This is a genomic window from Albibacillus kandeliae, from assembly GCF_003116585.1.
Classification (GTDB): Bacteria; Pseudomonadota; Alphaproteobacteria; order Rhodobacterales; family Rhodobacteraceae; genus Albibacillus; species Albibacillus kandeliae.
Genome location: NZ_QEHM01000004.1, coordinates 19,989 through 34,089, shown reverse-complemented (window position 1 = coordinate 34,089; position 14,101 = coordinate 19,989). Strand labels below are relative to the sequence as shown.

The 14,101-nt window shown below is 66.6% G+C and carries 15 protein-coding genes and 1 tRNA gene; 4 read left to right on the top strand and 12 right to left on the bottom strand.

All coding sequences use genetic code 11. From position 1 onward, the window contains the following. Positions 1–2: 2 nt before the first annotated feature. On the bottom strand, positions 3–398 hold the full coding sequence (locus DDT93_RS10785; protein WP_109465857.1) for a DUF6524 family protein: 396 nt from the start codon (positions 396–398) through the stop codon (positions 3–5). 165 nt (positions 399–563) lie between these two features. On the opposite strand from DDT93_RS10785, the gene DDT93_RS10780 reads away from it, so the two are divergent. Next, positions 564–1,856 carry an adenylosuccinate synthase gene (locus DDT93_RS10780; RefSeq protein WP_109465856.1) on the top strand — a complete coding sequence of 431 codons (1,293 nt, stop codon included), beginning with the start codon at positions 564–566 and terminating at the stop codon, positions 1,854–1,856. Positions 1,857–1,939: 83 nt separating this feature from the next. Continuing rightward, positions 1,940–2,170: a DUF2842 domain-containing protein gene (locus DDT93_RS10775; protein ID WP_109465855.1), complete on the top strand. Its 231-nt coding sequence runs from the start codon at positions 1,940–1,942 to the stop codon at positions 2,168–2,170. Between the two features lie 57 nt (positions 2,171–2,227). Here DDT93_RS10775 and DDT93_RS10770 read toward each other — a convergent pair whose 3' ends face one another. Then, on the bottom strand, positions 2,228–4,327 hold the full coding sequence (locus tag DDT93_RS10770; protein WP_109465854.1) for a chemotaxis protein CheA: 2,100 nt from the start codon (positions 4,325–4,327) through the stop codon (positions 2,228–2,230). Between the two features lie 139 nt (positions 4,328–4,466). Here DDT93_RS10770 and DDT93_RS10765 point away from each other — a divergent pair, with 139 nt between their 5' ends. Then, positions 4,467–5,153 (top strand): thiamine diphosphokinase, encoded by a 687-nt coding sequence (locus DDT93_RS10765; protein ID WP_109465853.1) that lies wholly within the window; start codon positions 4,467–4,469, stop codon positions 5,151–5,153. On the opposite strand, the gene DDT93_RS10760 is transcribed toward DDT93_RS10765, so the two are convergent. The 6 genes from DDT93_RS10760 to pdxY form a co-directional block, all read right to left on the bottom strand. Continuing rightward, entirely contained in the window at positions 5,128–6,093 is a 966-nt protein-coding gene (locus tag DDT93_RS10760) for a DMT family transporter (RefSeq protein ID WP_109465852.1), read from the bottom strand. The genes DDT93_RS10765 and DDT93_RS10760 overlap by 26 nt on opposite strands. 42 nt (positions 6,094–6,135) lie before the next feature. After that, a complete protein-coding gene (locus DDT93_RS10755; protein WP_109465851.1) occupies positions 6,136–7,509 on the bottom strand; it encodes an L-serine ammonia-lyase in 1,374 nt (457 codons plus the stop codon). Positions 7,510–7,644: 135 nt separating this feature from the next. Then, positions 7,645–8,379: a hypothetical protein gene (locus DDT93_RS10750; protein WP_109465850.1), complete on the bottom strand. Its 735-nt coding sequence runs from the start codon at positions 8,377–8,379 to the stop codon at positions 7,645–7,647. 162 nt (positions 8,380–8,541) lie between these two features. After that, positions 8,542–9,216, bottom strand: coding sequence for a glutathione S-transferase family protein (locus DDT93_RS10745; RefSeq protein ID WP_109465849.1), 675 nt, complete (start codon positions 9,214–9,216; stop codon positions 8,542–8,544). A gap of 73 nt (positions 9,217–9,289) precedes the next feature. Continuing rightward, complete coding sequence (locus DDT93_RS10740) at positions 9,290–10,357, bottom strand: methylglyoxal synthase (protein ID WP_109465848.1); 1,068 nt, start codon at positions 10,355–10,357, stop codon at positions 9,290–9,292. A 3-nt stretch (positions 10,358–10,360) separates the two neighbouring features. Then, the gene (pdxY, locus tag DDT93_RS10735) at positions 10,361–11,185 is read right to left on the bottom strand and encodes a pyridoxal kinase (protein ID WP_157960145.1); all 825 of its coding nucleotides are present in this window, start codon (positions 11,183–11,185) and stop codon (positions 10,361–10,363) included. A 117-nt stretch (positions 11,186–11,302) separates the two neighbouring features. Between pdxY and DDT93_RS10730 the strand changes: the two genes are divergently transcribed. Beyond that, positions 11,303–11,376, top strand: a tRNA-Gly gene (locus DDT93_RS10730). 114 nt (positions 11,377–11,490) lie between these two features. Here the strand turns inward: DDT93_RS10730 and DDT93_RS10725 are convergent. The 4 genes from DDT93_RS10725 to DDT93_RS10710 form a co-directional block, all read right to left on the bottom strand. Continuing rightward, on the bottom strand, positions 11,491–12,555 hold the full coding sequence (locus tag DDT93_RS10725) for a tyrosine-type recombinase/integrase (protein WP_109465846.1): 1,065 nt from the start codon (positions 12,553–12,555) through the stop codon (positions 11,491–11,493). A 245-nt stretch (positions 12,556–12,800) separates the two neighbouring features. Beyond that, the gene (locus DDT93_RS10720; RefSeq protein WP_109465845.1) at positions 12,801–13,100 is read right to left on the bottom strand and encodes a DUF2312 domain-containing protein; all 300 of its coding nucleotides are present in this window, start codon (positions 13,098–13,100) and stop codon (positions 12,801–12,803) included. Between the two features lie 108 nt (positions 13,101–13,208). Continuing rightward, on the bottom strand, positions 13,209–13,439 hold the full coding sequence (locus DDT93_RS10715) for a hypothetical protein (protein WP_109465844.1): 231 nt from the start codon (positions 13,437–13,439) through the stop codon (positions 13,209–13,211). Positions 13,440–13,658: 219 nt separating this feature from the next. Next, positions 13,659–13,940: a hypothetical protein gene (locus DDT93_RS10710; protein ID WP_109465843.1), complete on the bottom strand. Its 282-nt coding sequence runs from the start codon at positions 13,938–13,940 to the stop codon at positions 13,659–13,661. Positions 13,941–14,101 lie beyond the last annotated feature (161 nt).

Here is a 14,101-nt window from a genome sequence, read left to right as displayed (position 1 = left end):
CGCTACTCGTCCACGTCGTCCATGTCGGACTGACCCGACAGGGCGCGGCGCACGTGGCTCCAGCTGAGCCCGATCCCGAGCACCAGCGAGAGCGCGAGGATGCCGACCCAGACGTTCGAGTCGCGGTTGTCGAGCGCCAGTAGGCCGAAGTCGTGCAGCACCCAGAGCAGCGCGGCGAACAGTGCCAGCACCAGACCCATGCCAAACGGGCCGATCGAGCGCAGGGTCGCGCGCAGGTAGATGATGTAGCCGACCAGCAGGAACAACCCGATGAGCACCACCAGCGAGAGCTTGTCGCCGCTCTCGGCGCGGGCCCAGGTGATGTAGTTCCATCGAGTCGGATTGTAGGTGGCGCCCAGCAATATGAAGGCGAAGATCCATCGTACGATGATGCCCATTGCCGCGTATGCCCCTGCGCCTGCCCCTTCTGCCCGAACAGATGTGCAAAAGCGCTGAGGTCTGTCCAGCCTTTCGCGCACGAGGGTCCACTTTCCGGTTTCGCTGCGGCAGAGGCATCGCTATACCGGCGCGGGTTTGATCCACATTAAAGCAGAGGACCTGAAATGGCCAATGTCGTCGTGGTCGGCGCCCAGTGGGGCGACGAGGGAAAAGGCAAGATTGTTGACTGGCTGAGCGAGCGTGCGGACATCATCGCGCGCTTCCAGGGTGGTCACAATGCGGGCCATACGCTGGTGATCGACGGTGAGGTGTTCAAGCTCTCGCTGCTGCCCTCCGGCATCGTGCGCGGCGGCAAGCTGAGCGTCATCGGCAATGGCGTGGTGCTGGACCCCTGGCATCTGGTCAAGGAGATCGACGGCCTGCGCAGCCAGGGCGTGACAGTCAGCCCCGAGACGCTGATGATCGCCGAGAACACTCCGCTGATCCTGCCGATCCACGGTGAGCTGGACCGCGCCCGCGAGTCGCAGAACTCGGTTGCCAAGATCGGCACCACCGGGCGCGGCATCGGGCCCGCCTACGAGGACAAGGTCGGTCGCCGCTCGATCCGCGTGGCCGACCTCGCCGACGACGCGACGCTGGAAACCCGCGTCGACCGTGCACTGGTGCACCACAACGCGCTCCGCGCGGGCCTCGGGCTCGACCCGGTCGACCGCGACAAGCTGCTGGCCGACCTGCGCGCCATCGCGCCCGCCGTGCTGGAATATGCCGGGCCGGTCTGGAAGGTGCTGAACGAGAACCGCAAGGCGGGCAAGCGCATCCTCTTCGAAGGCGCGCAGGGCTCGCTGCTCGACATCGACTTCGGCACCTATCCCTTCGTGACCTCCTCGAACGTGCTCGCCGGCCAGGCGGCCACGGGCACCGGCATCGGGCCGGGCTCGATCGACTTCGTCCTCGGCATCGTCAAGGCCTACACTACCCGCGTGGGCGAGGGCCCGTTCCCGGCGGAGCTGACCGACGAGGTCGGCCAGCGTCTGGGCGAGCGGGGCCACGAGTTCGGCACCGTGACAGGCCGCAAGCGCCGCTGCGGCTGGTTCGACGCGGTGCTGGTGCGCCAGACCTGCGCGACCTCGGGCGTCAACGGCATCGCGCTGACCAAGCTCGACGTGCTGGACGGCTTTGAGACCCTGAAGATCTGCGTCGGCTACGAGCTGGACGGGCAGCGGCTGGACTATCTGCCGATCGCCTCGGACCAGCAGGCGCGCTGCACGCCGATCTACGAGGAAATGCCGGGCTGGAGCGAGTCGACCGAAGGCGCGCGCAGCTGGGCCGACCTGCCGGCGGAGGCGATCAAGTACGTCCGCCGCGTCGAGGAACTGATCGAATGCCCGGTGGCGCTGCTCTCGACCTCGCCGGAGCGGGACGATACCATCCTGGTGACCGACCCGTTCGCGGACTGAGGCGGTGCATTGGGTTTCGCCCCGGCGAAACCCAGGCCTCCGGCGGGGATACTTGAGACCCAAAGAAGCAGGGGAGGGGTTCTATGGCATTGTCCTACAAGGCGCGGAGGCGCTGGGCGCTGGTGATCCTGCTGGTCGGCCTGCCGCTCTACATCGTGGTGGCGGTGACGGTGATGAACCTGCTGGGCCGCCCCTCGATCCTCGTGGAGCTACTGGTGTACGTGGCGCTGGGCGTGCTCTGGGCGCTGCCCTTCAAGTTCGTCTTCAAGGGGATCGGACGCGACAACCCGGACCGGCCAACGCGGTCGCGGTGATCGGAGAATGCGAAAGGGCGGCCCCGGGGCCGCCCTTCGTCATTAAGGGGTCTTCGATCAGCCCGCGGCGCGGGCGTCGGGGCGGAAGCCGATGTCGTGGGTCGCGGTGAAGCGCCCGCCGCCGGTCTTCTCGATCTTGCCCTCGCGCAGCAGCTGGCCGAAGGAGCGCAGACCGTCCTCGCGGTTGAACTCGTTGTGCTGCACCTGGCGGACCTTGTTCATCAGCTGCGGTCGCGAGAACTGTTCGCGGCCTTCGACGAAGGACAGATAGGAGGCGGCAGCCTCGAGCAGCTCGCGCAGCTCGGTTGCGCCCATGTCGGCGGCATACTTCTCGAAACCGCCGGATTCACCTGCCTCGGCCTCGGGGGCGGAGACACGGCGCGGACGGACCGGGCCGCGGGCCGTGTCCTGGTCGAGATCGACACGCTGTTCGGCCACCAGCTTGAGCGGCGCGGGGCGGGATTCGCCCGAGGGCCGCTCGGGGCGGGCCGTGCCGTTGGGGCGGGGGCGGCGCGGGCGCACCACGTTGGCGAGATCCTCGCGGTAGACATCGTCGCCGGAAGCGTCGCCCGGGTTGCGGCCGGCACTGCGCTCGGCCTCGGTTGCGGCGACGGCAGCGCGCAGGTGACGGTAGGTTTCGCGGCTGGTCGAGGATTCGGCCTCGCCCATGCGTGCCTCGGCGGCGGCCATCAGGCGCGACACGTCGCTGTCAGACTGATCGGCGACGAGGCGGGCGGGGCTTTCCGGGGCCTCGGGGGTCTCGTCCTCAACGGCCTCGACCTCTGCCGCGGTTTCTTCCTCCTCGGCGGGCCGCAGGGCTGCGATCTCCTCGGCATCGCTTGCCGCTTCGATGGTTTCTTCCGCGGCCTCGAAGGTTTCTTCCACAGTCTCAGCGACCTCGGGCAGATCCTCCGCGTGCTCGGCCTCGATCTGGGCGAGTTCGGCCATGAGGTCGGCTTCGTCTTCGGGAGAGAGCGAGCTCTCGTCCTCGTCCATCACGGCACGGGCTGCGGCCTCGGCGGCCTCTTTCGCGGCCAGCTCGCGGGCCTCCTCGGCGGCGCGCTCGGCGCGTTTCTGTTCGGCCAGCGCGGCGAAGTGGTCCTCGACGACCTCTTCGAGCTCTCCTGCGGCAATCGCGGCTTCGAGATCGGCGCGCTTGACCCGCATGGTCATCGGCGTGGCGTCGCCGGTGGACTGGTCGAGGATGTTGATGACTTCCTCGTCATCCTCTTCTTCGTCCTCGTCCTCGTCCTCGTCGCTCAGGTCTTCCGTGGCCATGTCGTCGGGGGCATCGGCGAAGAGGACGTCGTCGTCCTCGTCTTCTGCGGCTTCGTCATCCGCTGTGGCGAGCGTATCCTCATCGTCCGCGGCATCGACCTCTTCGTCTTCCACGGCAGGGGCGGCTTCGGCCTGCATCGCGGCGAGGATCGACATCACGTTGCCGTCGGTCGCGTCGGTCTCTTCCTCGTAGCTGCCCTGGTCGCCGGCATAGATGGCGGTTTCGGCCCGGGCGTCGATCCGGGCGAAGGCGGCGGAGAGCTCGTCATCCACCGGGAGCGCCTCGGGTTCGTCCGCATCCACGTGCTGGCTGTCGGCGTCGAGCGCGGCGGTCATCTCATCCGCGGCGGAGGCGATCACCGAATCGGCGTGCTCGTCTTCGGAATAGTCGTCCGCCTCGGCAGCCTCGTTGCGCGAGACCACGGCGCGGATGCGCTGCAGCTTGGCGGCGATGCTTTCCGGGGCAAAGCTCTGGGCGGCGGGGGATACGGAGGCAACGGCTTCGGCGGTCTCTGCCACAGCGACTTCGACCTCGGGGGCCGGGGCTTCGGCGACCGGTTCCACCGGCGCGGCGGCGGGAGCGGGCTGCTCAGCCGGGGTTTCGGCAGGGGCCTCGTAGGCGTTGGCCCGCAGGATCACACCGGTACCGTTGGCGTCACGGCGCGCCTCGACCTGGCGCGAGGCCTCGCGGCGCGCGATCAGGGCCAGCGTCTCGGGGTCCAGCTGCGGGGGCTCGGCCCCGAAGTAGCGGTCATCCGCGGCGAGATCGCGGAAATACTCCGCGATGGCCTTCATGGTCTCGAACGAGTCCTCGAATCCCTCAAGGGTGCACGAGAAAGTCCCGTAGGAAACAGTCAGGATCTTGTTGTTGTTTACCATCGGATGCTCGTCCTCTGCATAAGTCCTTGACGGTCAATACCATCCATAGAGCGTCAAAAGCGGCCCGAATCTGTGCAATTCAGCGTATCATTTCGTGGCGAGATTGTGATGGGTCGATGAAAATGCCATTCAAATCGCCATGAACAAACAAACTTCTCGTGCTGCCCTGACCACCGGGCAGGCAGTGACACTGGTCGGCGGCGGCGCTCTGGACGACCGCGATCTCGAAACCGCCATGGCGCTCGCGCCGGTGCTGGCGGCCGCCGATTCCGGGGCCGGGGCGCTGCTGGCGCGCGGACACATGCCCGAGGCGGTCTTTGGCGACTTCGACTCGATCGCCGAGAGCGACGCGGCCCGCATCCCGCCTGGGCGACTGTTTCGCATCGAGGAACAGGACAGCACCGACTTCCACAAGGCGCTCAGCCGGATCGAGGCGCCGCTGGTGCTGGCGGTCGGCTTTCTCGGGGCGCGGGTGGATCATCAGCTCGCGGTGCTGAACACGCTGGTCCAGGTGAACCGGCCGCCCTGTCTGCTGCTTGGACCGCACGAGGTGATCTTTCATCTGCCGCCGGCCTTCGCGCTCGACATGGTGGCGGGAGAGACGGTCTCGCTGTTTCCATTGTTGCCGGTTGCCGGACGGTCCGAGGGGCTGGAGTGGCCCATCGACGGTCTCGCCTTTGCGCCCGGCGGGCAGATAGGCACCTCGAACCGCGCGCTTGGTCCAGTGCGGATCGAGATGGAGGGGCCGGGGATGATCGCGCTGCTGCCGCGCCGGCATGTGGCGGGGGTGATCGCCGCGCTCACACTTCCGGGGGATGGGGCGTGACCACCGCCTTGCGGGCAGAGACCGGAACGTCGGGTGGCACGTCACCCAGCCGCGCGAGCCGCCGTTCCCGCAGGATCACGTAGAGCCCGGCGGCAATGGTGATGCAGATGCCGAGCGCCGCCAAGCCGTTCGGCAGGTCGCGGAAGATCAGCCAGCCGATCAGCGTAGCGATCGGAATCTCGAGGTACTGCATCGGGGCGAGGGTGGCCGAGGGCGCGTAGCGCAGCGACCAGGTCATCAGCAGGTGCGCGAAGGTCCCGATGGTGCCGATGGCGATCAACAGGAACCAGCCGCGTCCGTCCGGTCCGACCAGTGCCAGCGGATCTCCCCAGCCCAGCAGGTGACCGGCGAGGAGCAGCGGGGCGAGCACGACGCTCGCCATGACCCCGCTGACGGCCTGCAGCGAGATCGGGTCGGTATCCTTGGCCACCTGGCGGGTGACCAGCATGAAGAGCGCGAAGACGACTGCCACCACCAGCGGCCAGAGCGCGGGCCAGCCGACCTCGCGAAAGCTGGGCTGGATCACCAGCAGGGTGCCAATGAACCCTACAAGACAGGCTATCAGGCGGCGCGAACCGACTTCCTCGTCGAGCACGAACTTGCCTAGCAGCAGCATGATGAAGGGCATCACGAAGGCGATGGCGACGGCGTCGGCCAATGGCAGGAAGCGCAGGGCGGTGAACATCGCGCCGATGCCGATCATGTGCAGCAGCGTGCGCAGCGCGGCGAGCCGGAACAGGCGCGGCGTCATCCGCCATTCGCGCCCCGTGGCGGCGACCATGGGCACGAGGATCGCGCCCTGTATCGCGAAGCGCAGCAGCAGGAGCTGGCCCAGCGGAACAGTGTTGCTCAGCAGCTTGGCCACCGCGTCGCCGAGCGGCGCGAGGCAGCAGAAACCGAGCATGAGCATGACGCCGAGGGCGGGCCGATCCTGAGACATGAGGGGCAGGCTATGGGCGCCGTCTGACCGGCGCAAGCGCATTCAGCAGTTGGGAATATTCACTGCGAGCCCCCCCAGCGAGGTCTCCTTGTAGTGCTCGTGCATGTCCCGGCCTGTCTGGCGCATCGTCTCGATACAGGCGTCCAACGGCACGAAGTGCTGCCCGTCGCCACGCAGCGCCAGCGAGGCGGCCGAGACGGCCTTGATCGCGCCCAGTCCGTTGCGTTCGATGCAGGGGACCTGCACGAGGCCTTTGACCGGATCGCAGGTCATCCCGAGGTGATGCTCCAGCGCGATCTCGGCGGCGTTCTCCACCTGCTCGGGGGTACCGCCCATGACGGCACAGAGCCCGGCGGCGGCCATCGCGGCGGCCGAGCCGACCTCGGCCTGGCACCCGGCCTCGGCGCCCGAGATCGAGGCGTTGTACTTGACCAGCCCGCCGATGGCGGCGGCGGTCAGCAGGAAATCCTCGACATGGGCCTTGGAGGCGCCCGGCACATGGTCGAGGTAATAGCGCAGGACGGCCGGCACCACGCCCGCCGCGCCGTTGGTCGGTGCGGTGACGACCTGCCCGCCGGCGGCGTTCTCCTCGTTCACCGCCATGGCATAGGTGCTCATCCAGTCGTTGATGGTATGCGGCGCAGTCAGGTTCAGCCCGCGCTCGGCCTGCAGGGCATCGTAGATCGCCTTGGCGCGGCGGCGCACTTTCAGCCCGCCGGGCAGGGTGCCATCGGTGGTCAGCCCGCGCTCGATACAGCCGTTCATCACCTCCCAGATGCGGGCGGTTCCCTTGGCGAGCCTGTCGGCGCCCAGCCGCGAGATCTCGTTGGCGCGCTTCATCGCGGCGATGGATTTGCCGGAAGCTTTCGCCATCTCCAGCATCTCTGCCGCGCTCTTGAACGGGAAGGGCACCGCAGGGCCGTCATCGGTTGCCTTGCCCGCCGCCAGTTCCTCCTCGGTCAGGACGAACCCGCCGCCGACCGAGTAATAGACCTGTTGCAGCACCACGTCGCCCTGCGCGTCGGTCGCGAACAGGGTCATGCCGTTGGCATGGCCGGGCAGGGGGCGGTCGTAGTCGAAGATCAGGTCGGCATTCGGGTCGAACTTCAGCGGCCCAAGACCCTCGGGCGTGACCGTCCGGGTTTCGCGGATGGCGACAAGGACCGCTTCGGCCCGTTCCGCGTCATAGCTCTCTGGCTCGAACCCGGCGAGGCCGAGGATGGTGGCGCGGTCGGTTGCATGGCCGATGCCGGTGAAGGCCAGCGAGCCATGCAGCGAGGCGCGCAATCCCGCCACGTTGAAAGGCGCGGCGCGCACCTTGTCGAGGAACCGCGCGGCGGCGACCATGGGACCCATGGTGTGCGAGGAGGAGGGACCGACGCCCACCTTGAACATGTCGAAAACGGAAAGGAACATCTTGGCCTCGCTTTTCGCACAGGTGGCCACAGCGGTAAAACCCGGCAAGCACAAATGCGACCGGTTCCCAACGCAATACGCCTTCGGGAGCTGACACGGCGGATTTCGAGGCATCAACCGCCGTGTCAGCCCGGTTCAGAACAGTTTCTTGAAGAACGCGGTGGCGTCTTCCATCAGCAGCTTCAGCTTCTTGTCCGCCGCGCTTTTCAGCGCCGCCTTGGCATAGGCATGCTCGCGGGCAATGGTCTTCTCGTGGTCCTCGGCTGCCTTCTTGAGCTTCTTGTAGGCGTTCGCTACCGCCGTCGGATGCTTCTCGATCCCCGCCCGCATGATGGCGAGGATCTCGCCTCCGGCGGCGGTCTGCGCCTCGGGGACCGAGACGAAGATTGCCTTCAGCGCCAGCATGGTCGAGGAGATGACCTGTCCGATGGTGGTGAAGTTCTTGATGTTCAGGTCGCACTTCTTCTTGACCAGCGTCATATAGCTCAGCCGCTCGCGAAGATCGTATTCGTATTGCGTCAGCTTCTTGATGTAGGCGTTCAGCTCTTTCTCGAATCCGGGGCCGTTGGGGCCTTTCGCCTTGCTGATCTTCTCCATCTTCTTGCGGGTCTCGTCGGCGGGGTTCGGGATCGGCGGAAACCCCTCGTTCGCGGCGGCCAGCGCCTCTGTCTGGGCACCGGACAGGAACGCCTTGAGCGGCTTGTACTTGTCCGTCGCAAGGCCAAGGGCCTTCTTGGCGGCGGTCAGATCGTGCGGGTTGCTCTTGGCGACGGCGCGGACCGTCTGCACGTTTTCCAGCACGGACTTTGCGCCGTCCAGGTATTGATAGGCGGTGGCAAGGGTTTCTAATCGCGACAGGGCGTCGGCCATTGGATCAATTCCTTATCAAAAATAGGTCGAGAGCGACCTTTCGGCGGCTCTCTCAAGAGGTCTTGGAACAATGCCGGAGAGGATAGCACGTTGCGGCCAACGGGTGTATCGGCGGCGCCCCGACCGGCGGGAACCGGCCAAGACGTCGCCGCCTCGAAAAGCCTAGAGCGCGACGCCTTCGGGCGGGTTCGGATGCTCCGGCCGCGTGAAGGGATGCGCGCCGAGACCTTCGGCGACGCACAGCCTTCGGGTCGAGGTGCGCCCTTCCATCCGAGCGCAGAGGGCCGCGAGCCGGGGCCAGCGGGTGAGATCGGTCCAGGCCGGATCGGCAGCGGGATAGATCATCGACCAGCGCAGCATTGGCATCAGGTAGCAGTCAAGGATGGTGACGCCCAGCGCCTCTGCCTCCGGGGCAAGATGCGCTTCGGCCAGATCGTTCAGTTCGGCCAGCCGCATGCGCGCCCGGTTCGGATCGGCATGGGGGAACTGGTCGGGGTAGAACCGCGACTTGAGCGTCGGGTGATAGGTGTTCGCGAGCCAGAACAGCCAGCTGAGCGCGCGGGTTCGTCGGGGCGCATCATGCGCGGGGAACACCCCGCCGTGACGGTCGGCCAGCCACAGCAGGATCGCGCCGGTCTCGAACATCACCCCGTCCGGCGTTTCCAGCGCGGGGATCAGACCGTTGGGGTTCAGGCTCAGATAGGCGGGCGCCTTCTGGCCCCGGGTGCTGCGGTCGACCAGAGCGGTGTCATAGGGCAGGTCCAGCTCTTCCAGCGCGAGGCGCACGGCGAGGGAGGCGTTATCCGGGGCGTAGTGCAGGCGATAGTTGGTGCTCATGGGAAAGACCTAGCAGCCCGTTCGCCTCGAGCCGACCCGGAAAGCGACATTCGGGTCGGTCGCGGCGAAGCAATCAGCTCTGCAGCAGCGCGCCCGCGACCATGTCCGCCGCCGCCGGCCCCAGCGCGAGGGGGGTGTCGTGCAGGACCGCCAGCCGGGTCAGCGCCTGCAGGTCGGCGTCGCCGCTATGGGGCAGGGTCGGATCGGCAAAGAAGATCACCGCGTCAAGGTCGCCCGTCGCGATCAGCGCGCCAAGCTGCTGGTCGCCGCCCCGCCCACCCCGTTGCAGCCGCTGGATCGACAGGCCCGGTGCGGCTTCGGCCACCATACGGCCAGTACTGCCGGTACAGATCAGCCGATGCCCGGCCAGCGCCTTTTCGTGACGCAGAACCCAGGCCCGCAGCTGCGATTTGCGGGTGTCGTGCGCGGCGAGCGCGAGGCGGCGCGGCGCGGTCGACTGGGCCCGGGCGCGGTCGGTGAAGCCGAGGATGGCGCGGATCTGCGCGACGAAGCCCTCGCCCTCGGCCGGAAAGACCCCGGCGAGCGCTGCGGTGCCCACGGTGAACCCGGCGGCCCCGGCGCGCGCGGTCTCGACGATGCGATCGGGGCGGTCGATGCTGCCGGCCATGATCACTGGCTTGGCCACGGTCTTGCAGACGGAAGACATGAGCGCGGGCACGTCACCAGCGAAGCGGTAGGCCAGCAGGTCGAGCCCATGCACATGCTCGAGGTCGGCCAGCCTGCGGGCGGACTCGGTGATCGCCTCGGCGGGGCCCTCCAGCACCGAGGGATGGCCGGTGATCCGGCCGGGGAAGGGGTAGTATCGCAGCGGATGGTCTCGGGTCAGCCCGGTGACCTCAGCCGCCCGTGTCCCGCCCAGCAGGCAATCCACGTCAAGATCGACGGCGGCGCGGGCCGAGGCCATCTCGCTCTCGGCATCGAGGCTGACCACCTCGAGGTAGGACCGTCCGCCCGCCGCACGGATCGCATCGGCGAGGCCCCGCAACTCGGAGATGGGCAGCCCGACATCCTTGAACCCGATGTGGCGGACGCCGCCCTCCAGCGCTTCCTCCAGCCGGGCGCGGGCATCCGGAATGGTGCGGTCGTTGGAGGTGAGCATCAGGATGAAGTCGAAGGCCAAGGATCAGGTCTCCTGCAGGTCAGGTTGAGGATCGGGAGCAAGTGGCGGGGCGAGGGTCCATGTCGGTGCGGCTTCGGCGATGCGCAGGTGCGGCGCGCCAAGACTCTCGCGGATCAGTGCGTCGAGATGGCCGAGCGCGGCACCCGGGGCCAGCCCCGCCGCGACCAGCGCAGCCAGCACATCGCCGACGCCGTTCGGAACGCCCTCGTGCAGATCCGCCGACCAGAGACCGGTGACGTCCTGACCGGAGTGCAGGAGACCGGTCCGCCCGGGCCCGAGCGGCGCGGAGGTCAGCAGGACCTGCCGGGTGCCGCCAGCCAGTTGCCGCGCTGACAGGAGCGCATCGTCCAGTGTCTCCGTCGCCCGACCGGTGAGCCAGCCCAGTTCGAAGGCATTCGGGGTCAGCAGGTCGGCGCGCGGGGCGAGGTGATCGCGCAGCGCGACGGCGACCGCGTCGGGCACGTAGAGCCCCTTGGGCCGGTCGCCAAGCACGGGGTCGACGACGACGCGGACGGCGGGGTTGGCCGCGCGCAGATGCTCGACCAGTTCCACCGCGAGGTGGACGTGGTCGGCGCTGGGCAGGTAACCGGTCTGAACCGCATCGACATCCGAAAGCCAGCCGTTGGCCGCGAGCGCCTGCACCATGCCGCGCAACTGCGCCACCGGCAGCGGGGCGCCGGAGACATGGGGCCAGCCGGGATGGTTCGACAGGATCACGGTGGGCAGTTGGGTGACCTCGTGCCCCAGCATGTGCAGGGCCGTCGCGCCTGCGGACAGGCCCACGTGGCCGTGGGCCACAAAGCTCGACAGCATCAGGACACGCGTCATGACCGGCTCCGCCTCCACGCAAGAGCCCGCCGTTCCAGCCGCTGTCTTTTCATCAGAGCGAACGCCAACATGCCGCTTGACCCGTCCATCCCCGTAAAATACACACGGCCGAGATTTGCGGGTATAGCTTAATGGTAAAGCCCCTGCCTTCCAAGCAGGCTATGTCGGTTCGATTCCGTCTACCCGCTCCAATCTCTTCCGGTTTTCCCTTATCTATCATCGGCATAGCTACCTAAGTGTCCCACGTTCAAAGGGGCCATGGGACACTTTTGCGTTTCGAGTCCCGTTGTGTGTCTCCTCAACGCTCACCAATCCATACCCTCCAGCGCGCTCATTGCGTCGCGCGCTAGGCGCCAACGCTCGATGCCCTTGGTATAGATCTCTGAGGTCTGTGCCTGAGTGTGTCCGTGGATTGTCATTATCTGGTATTGCGAACATCCCTCTTTTGCCAGGAGATGGCCAGCAGCCTTGCGTATGCCGTGCGCGCTGCGACCTTTGAGGTCGGCCTCGCTGCACCAACGCCTGAACATATTGCCCAGTGAGTCCGGCGTCGAGAATGCGTTTCCCTTACTGTTTAGGAGGTAGGTGTCTCCCAGAACCTTCACTGCCCGCGTCGCGCGATATAGCGGCGGTAGGATCGGGATGGTCACTTCGGCCGAGCCCCGCTTGGTCGGTTGCCACCGCAAGGCTCTGACGCCTTCCAGGTTCGTTTCATGTTGACGTCCCAGCTTGATCGCATCGCCAATGCGGCAGGCGGTGAACATCAGAATGGTGAGGCAGAGGTGAGGCGTTGTTCCCGGTGGATGCCTTTCACGAAACTTGAGCAGGTCATCGGAAGTCCAAGGGACGGCGCCTCCCTTTCCTTTGTCGATCCGAGCTATGCCGAGGGCTGGATTTACATCGCAAAGCTGCCTTTCGCATGCCCAGCGGTACATCGACCGGATGCCCTCGATGATGCTGTCTGCGCGGGCTGGGGTAGCAACGAATTCGTCCCGTAGTTCTAGCAGCTTCGATTGCGGCATATCGCTCGCGTAGTCGGCGTATCGATCAGTCAGCACCTTCATGACACCAATCCGCTTCTTGAGCGTTAGAGGGGAGACGACACCTGCCTCGACCGAGCGCTCCAGAGACGCCAAGTGCTTCGCCGCGATCCAGCCAATGGAACCACGAATGGCCCGTTCCTCAGGTGTTGACTCTGGGCTGATCCGGACCCCTGCTCGGGCGGCGAGATAGACCTCAACGAACTGCGGATGATCGGGACTGATCGTCAGCGGAATGCGCTTGGCCTTGTTTCCCTCAACTCTGACTCTGTACCTGGTGGCGCCCGAGGGAAGCTTTTCGGCCAAGAGGCCAGGGTACTTAACTTTCATCTAGCTCATGTCCACGGAATCGGGGTTCTGTGATCCTGTTTCGATTGCTGTGGCGTCGCAACTTCTTCAGGCGCTCGCTCGATCCTGATCGTGCCGTCGGGATGGATTTCAACTGCCCCGACCCGCAAGCCAGCTCTTTCCCATGCGGCTAGTGCGCGTTCGATCTGCTGCTTTGTGGGCTTGGCTGCCGGCATGTCAGAAGCTGCTCCTGGTAGTTCGGTGGTTCTCGATTGGTAGGAGCGTGCTCAACCCATCCCGAGGGCGGCCATGTAGAGCTCGAGGACGGCCTCGTGCTCTGCGAGCGTGTCGGGGTCCTGCTTGCGACGCTTGACGAGGGCGCGGAGGGCCGGGGCATTGAAACCCTCGGCCTTGAGCTCGGCGTAGACCTCCTTGATCTGCCCTGCGATCTCCGCCTTCTCCTGCTCCAGCCGCTCGATACGCTCGATGAAGGACCGGAGCCGGTCGGCCGTGGCCTGCTCGACCTTGTCGCGGACGGCGCGGTCGGCCTCGGTCTCCTTCATGCGGGGGGCGGTGTCATCGAACATGGAATGTCTCCGGAATAGCCTGCAGGGCCGCAGGGCGGGTCAGTCACACGTGGGGCGCGGCGAACATCGTGAGTGGCAGCCTGCGCCGCGCCCCGGGCGGAAAGGGGATCAGGTCAGCAGCAGCGCGAGCAGCAGCACGACCCAGAAGATGATGGTGGCGATGCCGGCCCAGACGAAGGGGCGTAGCGCCGCGATGGCGTCGAGGTGCGCGAGCTCCTCGGAGAGCGCCATGTGCATGTCGTCGGGCAGGGGCGCCGGGTGATCCGGCACGCCCTTGTCCTCCCAGTCGGTGGCGCCGCTCTCGCGATCGGCGGGGAAGTCATGCAGGGCCTTTGTCATGGGAACGCCTCCTCGAGATGAAGCGCGGGCAGGGCTTCGGGGGAGGATTGGCCTGCCCGCGCGGGGTCCGCGCCAATTGCAAGACGGGGCACGGACCCGTCCCAGGGAAGACACCGGCCATCCTCGCGCCGGTATCCCCCGTTCGATCATCGGGGTGGGGCAGGCGCGGGCGGACCGCGCGGACAAACATACCGAGTGCAAAGATCACCACGCATTCCCTCAGGCGGCATCGTCACGCCGGACCGCGTAGCCCCGGGCCTCGATGACGGCGCGGATCTTCTGACCCGTCCGCTCGAGGGTCTGCTCGGTCGGCTCCGGCGCGGGTCCGGGCGGAACGATGATGTGCATGGGGCGCAGCCGGGCCGGGTCGAAGCCCTGTCCGCGCCCGGCCTTCATGGCGGCCCAGGCGGCCACGAACTGGGCCGGGTCATCGAGGTAGTCCTCGGGCGTGAGCGCCACGTGACGCGCATCGCTCAGCACCGCTTTCCTGTCGTCTTGCATTCAATCCTCCATCAGGTTGATGAGGATATAAGTGCGATAATCGCAATATCTGTCAAGATAAATATTGCGATTATCGCACGATTGATCTATCGCGGCATGACGTCGAGAGCGGAGACGAGGGCGAGCGACGTTAGTGAGATGGTGCAATGAAGGATGCCGTG